Raw genomic sequence first — 13721 nt, forward strand, 5'->3', positions numbered from 1 at the left:
CCAGCATGACTGGCACACCGAAAGGCCCCTCCACAGGAGGGGCCTTTCGTGTTTAACGCAGGTGGCCACGGGGGCCGGCCGGTAAGATCATCACCGATGTCTGCTCCCTTCTCCACCGCCACCGGCACTGATGTGCGCGTGCGGTTCTGCCCCTCGCCCACCGGTACGCCCCACGTCGGGCTCATCCGCACCGCCCTCTTCAACTGGGCCTACGCACGCCACACCGGCGGCAAGCTCGTGTTCCGCATCGAGGACACTGACGCGAGCCGCGACAGCGAGGAGAGCTACGAGCAGATCCTCGACGGTCTGCGCTGGTTGAAGATCGACTGGGACGAGGGCGTCGACGTCGGCGGGCCTCACGCTCCTTACCGCCAGTCGCTCCGTCACGACATCTACCGTGACGTCATCGACCAGCTCCTCGAGAAGGGGCTCCTCTACGAGAGCTTCGCCACGGGTGAGGAGATCGAGGCGCGTAACGTCGAGCAGGGGCGTGACCCGAAGCAGGGCTACGACAACTTCGAGCGGGAGCTCACGGCTGATCAGCGTGCGGCCTACCGCGCAGAGGGTCGCCAGCCGGCGCTGCGCCTCCGCGTGCCGGACCGTGACCTGAGCTTCGATGACCTCGTCCGCGGCGAGATCACCTTCCCGGCGGGATCGTTCTCGGACTTCGTGGTGGTCCGGCCGAACGGTGTCCCGCTCTACACCTTCGTCAACCCGCTCGACGACGCCCTGATGGGAATCACCCACGTGCTGCGTGGCGAGGACCTCCTGTCGTCCACGCCCCGGCAGATCGCTCTCTACGAGGCGCTGGTCGAGCTCGGCGTGACCTCCTTCATCCCGCGCTTCGGCCACCTCCCCTATGTCATGGGCGACGGCAACAAGAAGCTGTCGAAGCGCGACCCGGAGTCGAACCTCTTCCACCACCGCGATCGGGGCTTCATCCCCGAGGGCCTGGTCAACTACCTGGCCCTGCTCGGCTGGTCGCTCACGCACGACCGTGACGTGTTCAGCATCGACGAGATGGTGGCGGCGTTCGACGTCGTCGACGTCAACCCGAACCCGGCTCGCTTCGACCTCAAGAAGGCCGAGTCCATCAACGGCGACCACGTCCGGCTGCTCGAGCCCGACGACTTCCGCTCTCGCTTGCTGCCGTACCTCGACGGCGTGGTCAGCGATCCTCCCACGGAGGCCGAGACGGCGATCCTGGTGCAGGCGGCGCCCCTCGTCCAGGAGCGCATGACCTTGCTCAGCGAGGCGCGGGGGATGCTGTCGTTCCTCTTCGTCGGCGACGACGAGCTCGTGCACGAGGCCGACGCGATCGCCTCGCTGCCGGACTCCGCGGACGACGTTCTCCGCGCCTCCTCGGCGGCCCTGCAGAGGCTGGAGGGCTGGACGCACCCGGAGATCCAGGAGGCGCTCAAGGGCGCGCTCGTCGACGGGCTCGGGCTCAAGCCCCGGCTCGCGTACGGGCCGCTGCGCGTGGCGCTGTCGGGTCGCAAGGTCAGCCCGCCGCTCTTCGAGTCGATGGAGATCCTCGGGCGCGAGTCGACGCTGCGCCGCATCCAGCGTCTGCTCGACCGGTCGTGAACGACGTGTACGACGTCGCCGTCGTCGGAGCCGGCCCCGCCGGGCTCAGCGCTGCCCTCAACCTCGTGCGGGCACGGCGACGCGTGCTGCTGATCGACAGCAACCGACCGCGGAACTCCGCGACGCTGCTGTCGCACGGCTTCCTCACCCGCGACGGCATCTCGCCCCTCGAGCTGCGGAAGCTCGGCCGCGAGGAGTTCCTCGGCTACGAGGGCGCCGAGCACCGCCAGACCCTGGCCACGGCGATCCGCACGACCGAGGGCGGCTTCGAGATCGACTGCGAGTTCCGCGGAGCGGCCTCGTCGGCCACGGCGCGGGTGGTGCTGGTCTCGACGGGGCTGCACGAGACGCTGCCCGACATCGGGTCGCTCCGGGCGTTCTACGGCACCTACGTGCACAGCTGCATCGAATGCGACGCCTGGGGCAAGCGCGACCAGCCGATCGCCGTCATCGGCGAGCACCCCGACCTCGCCGAGCGCGCGCTGCTGCTGTCGCAGTGGAGCGACGACATCGTCGCCTTCACGAACGGCGCCGACATCGTCACCGCGTCCGAGGAGTCGAGGCTCGCCAGCCGGGGCATCCGGGTCGAGCGCCGCCGCGTGGCCGCGATCCAGGGCGACCGCGAGGGGATGCACGGGGTGGAGCTCGCCGACGGCGAGGTCGTCGCCCGGACGGCCGGCTTCGTGCGACCGACGTGGTCGGGGGCGCTCGAGTACGTCGCGCCCACCGGTGCCGAGCTCGACGCCGACGGCCTGCTCGTCGTCGACGACCACGGGCGCACGTCGGTGCAGGGCCTGTACGCGGCGGGGGAGTCCACCGCGCCCGGGCCGCAGCAGCTCATCGTCGCCGCCGGCTCGGGGGCACGGGTCGCCGCCACCATCAACCGCGATCTCGTCGGTGGTGTCGAGCACCTCGGAGATGCTGTACAGTAGACAATCGGTTCAGGTTCTGGGCCGACGATGCCGACACCATCACAGGTGTTGTCATTGGGGTATGGTGTAATTGGCAACACGACTGATTCTGGTTCAGTTGTTCTTGGTTCGAGTCCAGGTACCCCAGCAATGCATGCCCCTTGACCTTTCGGTCCGGGGGCATTGCTGTTCGTGCTTGTTCGGCGGCCTGCCGGCCGCTGTCGGGCGAGCTTCGCCGCCCGACGCGCGGGGGCGAGCTTCGCCGCCCCCTGCTGGGGAGGGCGAGCTTCGCCGCCCGGGGGCGAGCTGCGCCGCCCGGGGGCGAGCTGCGCCGCCCAGGGGAGGGCGAGCTTCGCCGCCCGGGGGGCGAGCTGCGCCGCCCAGGGGAGGGCGAGCTTCGCCGCCCGTGGGGCGAGCTGCGCCGCCCAGGGGAGGACGGGCTGCGCCGCCCCGGGGGACGGGCTACGACGTCCGGGGGACGGGCTACGACGTCCGGGGACGGGGGAGGGCCCCTGCGGTGGCAGGGGCCCTCGGGGGTGGTGCGGGGTGCGCGTCAGGCGGGGATGGTCGCGCCGAAGCGCGCGGGGAGCGTGCCGCGGTGCGTGCGGCGGAGCTCGTCGATCGTCACCGTGAAGCGGTCCTGGATCTCGAGCGAGCCCGAGGCGCCGTCCGTCACGCCGATGCGGGCGACGGGGTAGCCGCGGCCCTCGCAGAGGCCCCGGAACTTCACGTCGTCCTCACGCGGCACCGAGACGACGACACGGCCGGTCGACTCGCTGAACAGCGCCGTCGCCACGTCCACGCCGTCACGCTCCATCACCTCGTCGAGCCACACACGGGCACCGACTCCGAACCGCAGCACGGCCTCGGCCAGCGCCTGGCCCAGCCCGCCGTCGCTGAGGTCGTGCGCCGCCGCGAGCAGCGACTGGTCGGCACCGGCGGCCAGCAGGCCCGCCAGCTGCTTCTCCGCCTCGAGGTCGACCGCCGGCGGGCGACCGCCGAGGTGGTCGTGCACGACCCCGGCCCAGGCCGAGCCGTCGAGCTCGAGCTTCGTCGTGCCGAGCAGGTAGATGTTGTCGCCCTCGTCCTGCCAGCCCGACGGGACGCGCTTCGCGACGTCCTGGATGACACCGAGCACGCCGACCACGGGCGTCGGGTGGATCGGCGCCGTGCCGGTCTGGTTGTAGAACGAGACGTTGCCGCCCGTGACCGGGATCTCGAGCTCGAGGCAGCCGTCGGCCAGGCCCTCGACGGCCTGCGAGAACTGCCACATGACCTCCGGGTCCTCCGGGCTGCCGAAGTTGAGGCAGTCGGTGACCGCGGCGGGCACGGCACCCGTGACGGCGACGTTGCGGTACGCCTCCGCGAGGGCCAGGCGCGCTCCCTGCTTGGGGTCGAGCTGGCAGTACCGGCCGTTGGCGTCGGTGGCGATCGCGAAGCCGAGCCCCGACTCCTCGTCCACCCGGACCATGCCGCCGTCGTCGGGGAAGCTCAGCGCCGTGTTGCCGAGCACGTACGTGTCGTACTGGTTGGTCACCCAGCTCTTGTCGGAGAGGTTCGGCGAGCCGAGCAGCTGGAGGAACTGCTCGCGCAGCACCGCGTTGCCCGTGGGGCGGGCGAGGGCCGACGCGCTGTCGGCCTGGAGGGCGTCGATCCAGGTCGGGTACGCCACCGGGCGCTCGTAGACCGGCCCGTCGACCGCGACCGTGCGCGGCTCGACGTTGACGATCTCCTCGCCGTGCCAGTTGATGACGAGGCGGCCCGTGTCGGTGACCTCGCCGAGCACGCTCGTCTCGACGTCCCACTTGGCCGTCACCGCGAGGAAGTCGTCGAGCTTGTCGGGGCGGACGACGGCCATCATGCGCTCCTGGCTCTCGCTCATGAGGATCTCCTCCGCCGTGAGCGACGGGTCGCGCAGCAGGACGGAGTCGAGCTCGATGAACATGCCGCCGTCGCCGTTCGAGGCGAGCTCGGAGGTGGCACAGCTGATGCCGGCGGCCCCCAGGTCTTGGATGCCCTCGACCAGCTCGTCGCGGAACAGCTCGAGGCAGCACTCGATGAGCACCTTCTCGGCGAACGGGTCGCCCACCTGCACCGAGGGGCGCTTGGTCGGGCCGCCGGCCGAGAACGTGTCGGAGGCCAGGATGGAGGCGCCCCCGATGCCGTCGCCGCCGGTGCGGGCCCCGAAGAGCACCACCTTGTTGCCCACGCCCTTGGCGTTCGCGAGGTGCAGGTCCTCGTGGCGGAGCACGCCCACCGCGAGGGCGTTCACGAGCGGGTTGCCCTGGTACACGGCGTCGAAGTACGTCTCGCCGCCGATGTTGGGCAGGCCGAGGCAGTTCGCGTAGAAGCTGATGCCGCCCACGACGCCGTCGACGACGCGCGCCGTGTCGGGGGCGTCGATGTCGCCGAAGCGGAGCTGGTCCATCACGGCGACCGGGCGGGCGCCCATCGAGATGATGTCGCGCACGATGCCGCCGACGCCGGTGGCCGCGCCCTGGAAGGGCTCGATGTAGCTGGGGTGGTTGTGGGACTCGACCTTGAAGGTCACCGCCCAGCCGCCTCCGACGTCGACGACGCCCGCGTTCTCGCCCATGCCGACCATGAGGTCTTTCTTCATGGCGGGGGAGACCTTCTGGCCGAACTGGCGCAGGTAGATCTTGCTCGACTTGTAGGAGCAGTGCTCGCTCCACATGACCGAGTACATCGCCAGCTCGCCGCTCGTGGGGCGACGGCCGAGGATCTCGCGGATCTTCGCGTACTCGTCGGCCTTGAGGCCGAGCGCCGCGTAGGGCTGCTCCTTGTCGGGCGTCGCCGCCGCGTCGGCGACCGTGTCGGGCTTGGGGCCCTCGGGGCGGACGTCGATCAGCTCGGCGTGGTCGTCGTTGATGCTCACTTGGACAGGGCCCTCTCGATGACGGACGTGAAGAAGGTGAGGCCGTCGACGCCGCTCGACATGGCGTCGGGCATGTCGGGGCCGAAGCCGGGCTCGGTGGCGTGCTCGGGGTGCGGCATGAGCCCGACGACGTTGCCGCGGGCGTTCGAGACGCCGGCGATGTCGTCCATCGAGCCGTTGGGGTTCACCCCGACGTAGCGGAAGGCGACCTGACCCTCGCCCTCGATGCGCGCGATGGTCTCGGCGTCGGCGATGTACCGGCCGTCGGCGTTCTTGAGGGGGATGGTGATCTCCTGCCCCTCCGTGAAGCCGTTCGTCCAGTCGGTGGCGGCGTTCTCGACGCGCAGCACCTGGTCGCGACGGATGAACTGCTGGTGAGCGTTGCGGGTGTGGGCACCGGGGATGAGCCGCGCCTCCGCCAGCATCTGGAAGCCGTTGCAGATGCCGAGGACCGGCATGCCCGACTTCGCGGCCGAGACGACCTCGGTCATGATCGGCGAGAGCGAGGCGATCGCGCCGGCGCGCAGGTAGTCGCCGTAGCTGAAGCCCCCGGGCAGGATGAGCGCCTCGACGCCCTGGAGGTCGTGCTGACCGTGCCAGAGGGCGACGGGCTCGCCGCCGGCGAGGCGCACCGCGCGCTGCGCGTCGCGGTCGTCGAGGGAGCCGGGGAAGGTGACGACGCCGACGCGCATCAGGCTGCGGGGGCCGCGTCGAGCACCGTGACGCCCACGACGTCCTCGATCACGGAGTTCGAGAGCATGTCGTCGGCGAGTCGGCGCACCTCGGCCAGGACGGCCTCGGTCACCTCGCCCTCGACGGTCAGCTCGAAGCGCTTGCCGATGCGGACGTCGGTGAACGTCGCTCCGGCCTGGTCGGGAGCGGCGGAGCCGAGACGGGCCAGGGCGCCGGCGACGGCCTTGCCCTGGGGGTCGAGCAGTTCAGCCTTGGGCATGACCTCGACGACGATGGTGGGCACGATCAACTCCTGCAGAAGCGGTAGCGGATGGACGCGTCGAGTCTAGGGCAGGGGGAGGCCCGGGCCCGCGGGCACGGGGAGGTGCCCGGGGCCGTGGGGAGAGCCGTCGAGCTGGGGAGGGAGCGGCGGTTGTCGGCTGTTGCCGAGGCTCCTCCCAGCGTCGTCATCGGATCGCGTCGCACCATTGACGCAGCGGCAGGAACAGGGCCTCGTGATCGGGCCTCCTGTCGACATCCGGTCGAGGGTTCCTGATCCGCCCGACGCCGTAGGACGCCCGGCCGGCACCCCCCGACCGGCCGGGCGTCACCCTCACCTCGCGCGGGGCGCGAGCAGCTGGACGGCGAGCGGCAGGGCCACGGCCCCCGCGATCGCCAGCGGCAGGTCCAGCCCCCACAGCATCACCGCGAAGGTCGGCGCGACGACCAGCGCCGCGGCGACCACGACGACGCCGACGGGCGGGCTCACGGCATCGGCGGACCGGCGCCGCGGCGGCTGTTCGAGACGTCCCGTCAGGAGCGACACCCCGCACGCGAGGCCCACCACCAGCAGCGCGACGGGCCCTCGGCTCCACCACCAGGCGGCCGAGCCGGGCTCGGGCAGCGGGCCGCCGAGCGCGAGGCAGATCCCGAGCACGGCGATCAGCAGCGGCAGGTGCCACAGGTAGATCGTCATGCCGCGGCTGCCCACGGCCAGCACGACGGCGCGGGCCGGCGTCGTCGCCATGAGCCGCTCGAGGAGCGGGCGGAGGAGCGTCAGGACGCAGATCTGGCCGACGCCGAGCACCATCAGCGGCACGGTCGGCGGGTTCAGGCCGGCGAGCATGTCGGGGGACCACGGGCCGACCGTGGTCAGCACGGGCAGCGAGAGCCAGCACGCCGCGGCCACGGCCACGAGCAGGAGGCGCGGTGCGCGCCCGAGCCACCCGCTCGCGACCGCGAACCCCAGCTGCTGGACGAACAGCCAGACGAAGACCAGGTTGAGCAGGCCGACGTCGGTCACCCCGCTCGACCAGCGGGCGGCGTCGACGAGGACCGCCGCGGTCGCCAGGGTGACGAAGGTCACGGCGGGGCGGGTCTCGTGCAGGCGCGCCATCGTCGGCACCGCCACCTGCGTGATCGCGTAGGCGGCCAGGAACCACAGGGGCGAGCCGACCCCGGTCGCCACCACGTCGAGCAGGGCGGGGTCGACGCCGAGCAGCGTCGCGACGAGCAGGGCCGCGGCGAGCACCACGAACACGGGCACGGCGGGCCGGGCGAGCCGGACCAGGCGACCGGCCACGTGCTCGGAGGCCGTGACGCCGCGGCGGCGGGCGCTCGCCCACGACGTCGCGCTCGCGAAGCCGCCGAGCACGAAGAAGAGGGGCATCACCTGACCGGCCCAGGTCGACACCGCGAACCAGGGCTGCTCGGTGAGCGGCTGCGTCGCGGTGACGGCGCCGTCGGCGTCGACCGCGACGCCGACCATCAGGACGTGGATGACCACGACCAGCAGCACGCAGGCCACGCGGGCCAGGTCGACGACGAGGTCGCGCCCCGAGAGGTCGAGCGCCCGGGCGGCGGCCGGGTCGCCCGAGCGGCCGGTGCGCGGCCCGGCGTGCATGGAGGCTGTCATGGTCGAACCGTAGCGACCGGTCTGCCCCGACGGGGCGTTCCTCCACAGGCGGCCTCCGAAGTCATCCCCAGGGCTGACCGTGGTGGAGGGCGTCGCCGAGCGCCCGTGGCGGGCCAGGATGGAGGCATGAGCACAACCGAGCCCACAGTCGCCGTCGTCGGATCCGTCAACCTCGACCTGGTCGCCCGCGTCCGGGAGTTCCCCCGCGCCGGCGAGACCGTCCTCGGGTCGGAGTACGAGGAGGCGCCGGGCGGCAAGGGCCTCAACCAGGCCGTCGGGGCGGTGCGGCGCGGCACCACGGCTCTCGTCTCCTCCGTCGGCGACGACCCCGTCGGCGACCGCGTGGTCGCGTGGGCGGCAGGCCACGGCATCGACGTGGCCGGGGTGCACCGCGCCCCGGGGCTGACCGGCCGGGCCCTCATCACGGTCGCTCCCGACGGCGAGAACATCATCGTCGTCGCGCCGCTCGCGAACGGCGCGCTGACGCCCGAGCACGTCGCCGCCGAGCTCGACCGGACCCGGCCCGACGTCGTCCTCGCCCAGCACGAGATCAGCGAGGCCGCCCTGCGCGCCGCCGTCGAGTGGTGCCGGGCGTCGGGCGCCCGCTTCGTCTTCAACGCCAGCCCGGTGCGCAGCGTGCCGGCCGACGTGCTGGCCGCGAGCGACCCGGTGGTGGTGAACGCCGCCGAGGGGCTCGCCCTGCTGCGCGCGGCGGAGGCCGCCCGCCCGGTCGGGGAGCCGGGCTCGCGGTCAGCCGTCCGCGAGGGCGGGGCCTGGCGGCCGGCGGACGTCGCGCGTCGCCTCCTCGAGCTCAGCCCCTCCGCCGTCGTCACGGCCGGGGGCGCCGGCGCCTTCGTCGCCGACGCGGCAGGCGTCGAGCACGTCACGACCAGCACCCGCGTGGTCGCCCTCGACACGACGGGCGCGGGCGACGAGTTCGCCGGGGTGCTCGTCGCGGAGCTGGCCGGCGGGGCCTCGCTGCACGACGCCGCCGGGGCCGCGAACGACGCGGCGGGGGCGCTCGTCCAGGTGCCGCGCGAGCGGCGCTAGGCCGAGACCCGTCGACCGGGGCCGGGGCAGCGGCCCCGGCCGCGGCCCTGCGGCTCAGGCGTGCAGTGCGGCGCGGGCCTCGGCCTCGCGGCGCTCGCGACGCGTGGCGGGCTGGGCCGGCCCCGCTCCGGGCAGGGCGCCCTGCCCGAGCGACGCGACCGGGCCGGCGACGGACTTCTCGTAGCTCTGCAGCTCGGCCTCGGCGCGGAGGGCGAACGCGCGGAGCTTCTCCGGCGACACCGACGACGACTTGCGCGGCCGGACGTCGTGGAGGCAGAAGGTGCCGATGGTCTCGCCGGTCGACGAGTGGATCGGGTGGCCCGCGTAGAAGTACCCGTGGTTGAGGTCGAGGTAGGGGTTGTCGGCGAAGCGCTCGTCCTTTCGGGCGTCCTCGACGACCACCACGTCGTCCTCCGCGACGGTGACGTCGCAGAAGGTCAGCTCGCGGGGGATGGAGACCGGGAGCAGCTCGGTGTTGTTGGCGTACCAGAGCTTGCTGCCGTCGAGCATGCTGACGACCGCGACGTCCACGCCGAACTCGGCCTCCGCCTCCTTCGCCAGCTGCTGCAGCACCTCGGAGCCGCCCCGCGACGCGTTGTCGACGAGGGTGGCGCCGCCGCTCCACTCGAACGAGCGCTCGGGCAGGCTGCGCGGCAGCCGCTCGTCGAGCTCGACGCGTCGGACGCTGTCGAGGGTCGGCGCGATGCGGTGCGCGATCGTCTGGGCCCACTGGCGGTAGCCCTCGACGCAGCCGTGGGGCGAGTCGGGGCGACGCAGGCCCGCCGGCAGGCGGAAGTAGCTCGCGCCAGTCTCGTCGGCGACCAGCTCGGTGATCGCGTTCATCCGCTCGGCGTGGGTCTCGGCGACGGCGCCGAGCAGCGACTCGAACGGCTTGACCGAGCGCACCGGGGGGACGCCGATCAGCACGGTGCGGGCCGTGGGGTGCGCCCGCCGGGCGAGGGTGGCGACGAGCTGGCGCAGCTCGCGCTCCCAGGTGTCGAGGGGCGTGAGCCGGACGGCGTCGTTGAGCCCGACCAGCACGACGAAGGTGTCGTACAGCCCGAGGTCGGTGTCGCGGATCCACGAGCGGGTCGACTCGATGCTCATCATCTCGTCGCCGACGTAGTCGACCGAGCACGCGCGGCCGGTGGCGGCCGACGACGCCCGCGACAGCTGGCCGACGAGGGCCTGGTCGTGCGAGCGCACGCCCCAGCCGTGGGCCGGGCCGTTGCCGACGATGAGCACGGTGTCGGCGTCGGTCGCGGTCGAGCGCGCGGACGGCTCGTCGCGGGGCGACGCGACGCGGCGCGACCGGGAGAGCCACCAGAGGTACCAGAGGCGCATGGCAGGGCGCAGCCGCTCGTACGACTGCGGGGTGGTGCTCGTGGTGTCGACCGTCCTGGTCACGTGGTGCTCCTCGGGTTGTGCGTCGGGTGCCGTCCCGCCGACCACGCTACGGACGCGCCGCCACGGTCGCATCCCCCACTACTGGGCTCCGGCGGACGTCCACGGGGCGAAGCGGTGTCCGGGAGGCGCGGTGCGGGCGCGCAGGAGGGGCCGGGCGCCCGGGGCCGCGCCTGTGCAGCGGCTGCGGATGAGGGCGCGCTGTCTTGAACTGTTCAAGAGAAGTGCCATGATGGTCAGGTGCACCCCGAGACCAGCGCCACCCACGACCGGCTCCGCGGAGCCGGCCTCCGGGTGACGGCGCCGCGCCTCGCCGTGCTCGAGGCACTCGAGGGCATGCCGCACGCGGCCGCCGACGTCGTCTTCGCGAAGGTCGCCCTGGCGCTGCCGGGCACCTCGCTCCAGGCGGTCTACGGCGTGCTCGCCGCGCTCGCGGGCGCCGGGCTCGTGCGCCGCATCGAGCCGGCCGGCTCGCCGGCGCTCTACGAGCTCCGCACCGGCGACAACCACCACCACGTCGTCTGCACGGTCTGCGGCGACGTGGCCGACGTCGACTGCGTCGTCGGGCACGCGCCGTGCCTGACCCCGTCGAACGACGCGGGGTTCACGGTGCAGACCGCCGAGGTCACCTTCTGGGGGCTGTGCGCGGCCTGTCGCGACTCCGACGACGACGTCGAGCTCGACGCGGAGGCCGGCGGCACCGGCGACGCGACCGCCGTCGGCGACCTGACCCGCGCCTCCTGAGGGCCCGCCCCACCGTCTTCCCCGGCCGCGTGCCGGGTGCCTGAACGACCCGTGACTGAACACCGAACGAAACGAGGAGTCATGACCGACGCCACCCCCGTGACCACGACCGACAACGGAGCGCCCGCCGCGAGCGACGCCCACTCGCAGACCGTCGGGGCCGACGGCCCCATCGTGCTGCACGACCACCGCCTCGTCGAGAAGCTCGCGAACTTCAACCGCGAGAAGGTGCCGGAGCGCATCGTCCACGCCAAGGGCGGCGGCGCGTTCGGCCGCTTCGTCACCACCGGCGACGTCTCGCAGTACACCCGCGCCGCGCTCTTCCAGCCCGGCGTCGAGACCGAGATGCTGGCCCGCTTCTCGACCGTCGCCGGTGAGCAGGGCAGCCCCGACACGTGGCGCGACCCCCGCGGCTTCGCGCTGAAGTTCTACACGAGCGAGGGCAACTACGACCTCGTCGGCAACAACACCCCCGTCTTCTTCATCCGCGACGGCATGAAGTTCCCCGACTTCATCCACTCGCAGAAGCGCCTGCCCGGCAGCCACCTGCGCGACCACGACATGCAGTGGGACTTCTGGACCCTCTCGCCCGAGTCGGCCCACCAGGTCACCTGGCTGATGGGCGACCGCGGCCTGCCCGCGTCGTGGCGCCAGATGGACGGCTTCGGCTCGCACACCTACCAGTGGATCAACGCCGAGGGCGAGCGCTCCTGGGTCAAGTACCACTTCAAGTCCGACCAGGGCAACGCCATCCTCACGCAGGACGACGCCGACCGCATCGCGGGCGAGGACGCCGACTTCCACATCCGCGACCTGTCGACCGCGATCGAGCGGGGCGAGTTCCCGACCTGGACCCTCTCGGTGCAGGTCATGCCGTACGCCGACGCTGCCGGCTACCGCTTCAACCCGTTCGACCTCACCAAGGTGTGGCCGCACAGCGACTACCCGCTGATCGAGGTCGGCACGATGACCCTCGACCGCAACCCGGAGAACTACTTCGCGCAGATCGAGCAGGCCGCCTTCGCCCCCTCGAACTTCGTGCCCGGCATCGCGACGAGCCCCGACAAGATGCTGCTCGCCCGCATCTTCAGCTACGCCGACGCGCACCGCTACCGCGTGGGCGTCAACCACCAGCAGCTGCCGGTGAACGCCCCGAAGACCGAGGTGCACTCGTACTCGAAGGACGGCGCGGCGCGCTACCACTTCAGCGAGGCGACGGCGCCGGTCTACGCGCCCAACTCGGTGGGCGGCCCCGCGGCCGATCCGCAGGCGGCCGGCGACACCGGCGGCTGGGAGAGCGACGGCGAGCTCGTCCGCTCGGCCGCGACCCTGCACGCCGAGGACGACGACTTCGGCCAGGCCGGCTCGCTCGTGCGCGACGTGATGGACGACGAGCAGCGTGACCGCCTCGTCGCCAACATCGTCGGCCACGTCTCGAAGGTGACGCGCCCCGACCTGCTCGAGCGCGTGTTCCAGTACTGGAACTCGGTCGACCCCATCCTCGGCGCCCGCGTGCGCGCCGGCGTCTCGCCCGAGGCGCCCGGCTCGAACGAGGACCCGGCGACGGTGGGCGTGCCCGCGTAGTCGGGAGCTCCGCACTGCGGGAGGCGCGGTGCCCGGTCGACGGGCACCGCGCCTCCCGCATGTGGGGGCGACGGTGCTACGAACCACGTCGTCGCAGTGGAACCACGCCGCGGCGTGGTTCCGTGGCGAGGACGTGGTTCGTCCCGTGCCTGATCGGCGCGGGTCGGCCGCTCAGACCATCTGGCCGTTCCAGCGGAGGTCGCCGGCGGGCCACTCGGCGAGGTCGGCGCCGACCTCGCGGACGAGCCAGCCCTCGTCCTGGCTCACCAGCACCCCCGCGCCGTCGGCGCTGAACGCCGTGAAGTGGCCCGTGACGCCGTGCAGCGGGCGCCAGCCCGCACGCCGGTAGAAGCCCTGGACCCCCTCGCCCGTCTCGAGCAGGCCGAACCGGCTGCCCAACCGGGCGAGCCCTTCGTCGACCCGGCGGAGCAGCTCCCCGCCCTGGCCCGTGCCCTGCAGGATCGGGCTCACCGCCACCATGCCCACCGCCGTGACGAGCAGGTCGGTCTCGCCGACCGTCACGAACTGCCGCCGCAGGCCGGCGTGCGCGACCACGACGTCGCCGACGCGGCCGAGCACCCGCAGCTCGGGCTGCATGCCGGCCCAGCTGCGGGCCCCGGCGTACCAGTGGTCGTACTCGGAGAAGGCGAGCCCCAGCATCGCGGCGATCGCCTCGTGGTCGTCGAGGCCCAGGTCGCCCTCGGCGACGAGGTCGAAGACGGGGCGGTGGTCGTGCTCGGGGGCGTCGGGCGCGACGGAGGGGGCGGGCTGGTCAGGCATGCGGTCGACGCTACGCCCCGCGGAGCCGGTGCCGGTGCCGGTGCCGGTGCCGGTGCCGGTGGCGCGCCCGCTGCCGCGGCCGCTGCCGACGCCTGCGGCTGAGCGGCCGCCCGCCCGCCTACGTCCGGACCCGCACCTCGATCGAGTTCAGCCAGCGCGCTGGAGCTGAGGGAGGCGC

The 13721-nt window shown here is 72.8% G+C and carries 11 protein-coding genes and 1 tRNA gene; 6 read left to right on the top strand and 6 right to left on the bottom strand.

The window, feature by feature from the left end; genetic code table 11:
• The first annotated feature begins 96 nt into the window (after positions 1 to 96).
• From gltX to IFT72_RS15540, 3 genes are all read left to right on the top strand, one after another.
• On the top strand, positions 97 to 1587 hold the full coding sequence (gene gltX, locus IFT72_RS15530) for a glutamate--tRNA ligase (RefSeq protein ID WP_192047012.1): 1491 nt from the start codon (positions 97 to 99) through the stop codon (positions 1585 to 1587).
• Positions 1584 to 2519, top strand: a complete 936-nt coding sequence (locus IFT72_RS15535; RefSeq protein WP_192047013.1) for an FAD-dependent oxidoreductase — start codon at positions 1584 to 1586, stop codon at positions 2517 to 2519. The genes gltX and IFT72_RS15535 overlap by 4 nt, the downstream gene beginning before the upstream one ends.
• A gap of 55 nt (positions 2520 to 2574) precedes the next feature.
• Positions 2575 to 2646 (top strand) — tRNA-Gln (locus IFT72_RS15540).
• A 405-nt stretch (positions 2647 to 3051) separates the two neighbouring features.
• On the opposite strand, the gene purL is transcribed toward IFT72_RS15540, so the two are convergent.
• The 4 genes from purL to IFT72_RS15560 form a co-directional block, all read right to left on the bottom strand.
• The gene (gene purL, locus IFT72_RS15545; protein WP_370543588.1) at positions 3052 to 5394 is read right to left on the bottom strand and encodes a phosphoribosylformylglycinamidine synthase subunit PurL; all 2343 of its coding nucleotides are present in this window, start codon (positions 5392 to 5394) and stop codon (positions 3052 to 3054) included.
• Complete coding sequence (gene purQ, locus IFT72_RS15550; protein ID WP_192047014.1) at positions 5391 to 6086, bottom strand: phosphoribosylformylglycinamidine synthase subunit PurQ; 696 nt, start codon at positions 6084 to 6086, stop codon at positions 5391 to 5393. The genes purL and purQ overlap by 4 nt, the downstream gene beginning before the upstream one ends.
• Positions 6086 to 6370 carry a phosphoribosylformylglycinamidine synthase subunit PurS gene (locus IFT72_RS15555; protein ID WP_192047015.1) on the bottom strand — a complete coding sequence of 95 codons (285 nt, stop codon included), beginning with the start codon at positions 6368 to 6370 and terminating at the stop codon, positions 6086 to 6088. The genes purQ and IFT72_RS15555 overlap by 1 nt, the downstream gene beginning before the upstream one ends.
• A 309-nt stretch (positions 6371 to 6679) precedes the next feature.
• Positions 6680 to 7981, bottom strand: a complete 1302-nt coding sequence (locus IFT72_RS15560) for an acyltransferase (RefSeq protein ID WP_244634614.1) — start codon at positions 7979 to 7981, stop codon at positions 6680 to 6682.
• A gap of 126 nt (positions 7982 to 8107) precedes the next feature.
• On the opposite strand from IFT72_RS15560, the gene IFT72_RS15565 reads away from it, so the two are divergent.
• On the top strand, positions 8108 to 9031 hold the full coding sequence (locus tag IFT72_RS15565) for a ribokinase (RefSeq protein ID WP_192047016.1): 924 nt from the start codon (positions 8108 to 8110) through the stop codon (positions 9029 to 9031).
• 54 nt (positions 9032 to 9085) lie between these two features.
• Here the strand turns inward: IFT72_RS15565 and IFT72_RS16795 are convergent, their stop codons facing one another.
• Positions 9086 to 10438, bottom strand: coding sequence for a GAF domain-containing protein (locus tag IFT72_RS16795; protein WP_192047017.1), 1353 nt, complete (start codon positions 10436 to 10438; stop codon positions 9086 to 9088).
• A 237-nt stretch (positions 10439 to 10675) separates the two neighbouring features.
• Here IFT72_RS16795 and IFT72_RS15575 point away from each other — a divergent pair, with 237 nt between their 5' ends.
• Positions 10676 to 11179, top strand: a complete 504-nt coding sequence (locus IFT72_RS15575) for a transcriptional repressor (RefSeq protein WP_192047018.1) — start codon at positions 10676 to 10678, stop codon at positions 11177 to 11179.
• 81 nt (positions 11180 to 11260) lie between these two features.
• The gene (locus IFT72_RS15580) at positions 11261 to 12763 is read left to right on the top strand and encodes a catalase (protein ID WP_056051812.1); all 1503 of its coding nucleotides are present in this window, start codon (positions 11261 to 11263) and stop codon (positions 12761 to 12763) included.
• Between the two features lie 171 nt (positions 12764 to 12934).
• Here the strand turns inward: IFT72_RS15580 and IFT72_RS15585 are convergent, their stop codons facing one another.
• Positions 12935 to 13543 carry a GNAT family N-acetyltransferase gene (locus IFT72_RS15585; protein ID WP_082514090.1) on the bottom strand — a complete coding sequence of 203 codons (609 nt, stop codon included), beginning with the start codon at positions 13541 to 13543 and terminating at the stop codon, positions 12935 to 12937.
• Positions 13544 to 13721: the final 178 nt, after the last annotated feature.

This window comes from Frigoribacterium sp. CFBP 8754, assembly GCF_014841815.1.
In the GTDB taxonomy this organism is placed as follows: Bacteria; Actinomycetota; Actinomycetes; order Actinomycetales; family Microbacteriaceae; genus Frigoribacterium; species Frigoribacterium endophyticum.

What these genes read in the sequence shown, in the direction of transcription:
- IFT72_RS15565 (WP_192047016.1), top strand. Translation starts at nt 8,108, where the DNA reads ATGAGCACAACCGAGCCCACAGTCGCCGTCGTCGGATCCGTCAACCTC.
- IFT72_RS15580 (WP_056051812.1), top strand. Translation starts at nt 11,261, where the DNA reads ATGACCGACGCCACCCCCGTGACCACGACCGACAACGGAGCGCCCGCC.
- IFT72_RS15585 (WP_082514090.1), bottom strand. Translation starts at nt 13,543, where the DNA reads ATGCCTGACCAGCCCGCCCCCTCCGTCGCGCCCGACGCCCCCGAGCAC.
- gltX (WP_192047012.1), top strand. Translation starts at nt 97, where the DNA reads ATGTCTGCTCCCTTCTCCACCGCCACCGGCACTGATGTGCGCGTGCGG.
- purQ (WP_192047014.1), bottom strand. Translation starts at nt 6,086, where the DNA reads ATGCGCGTCGGCGTCGTCACCTTCCCCGGCTCCCTCGACGACCGCGAC.
- IFT72_RS15560 (WP_244634614.1), bottom strand. Translation starts at nt 7,981, where the DNA reads ATGACAGCCTCCATGCACGCCGGGCCGCGCACCGGCCGCTCGGGCGAC.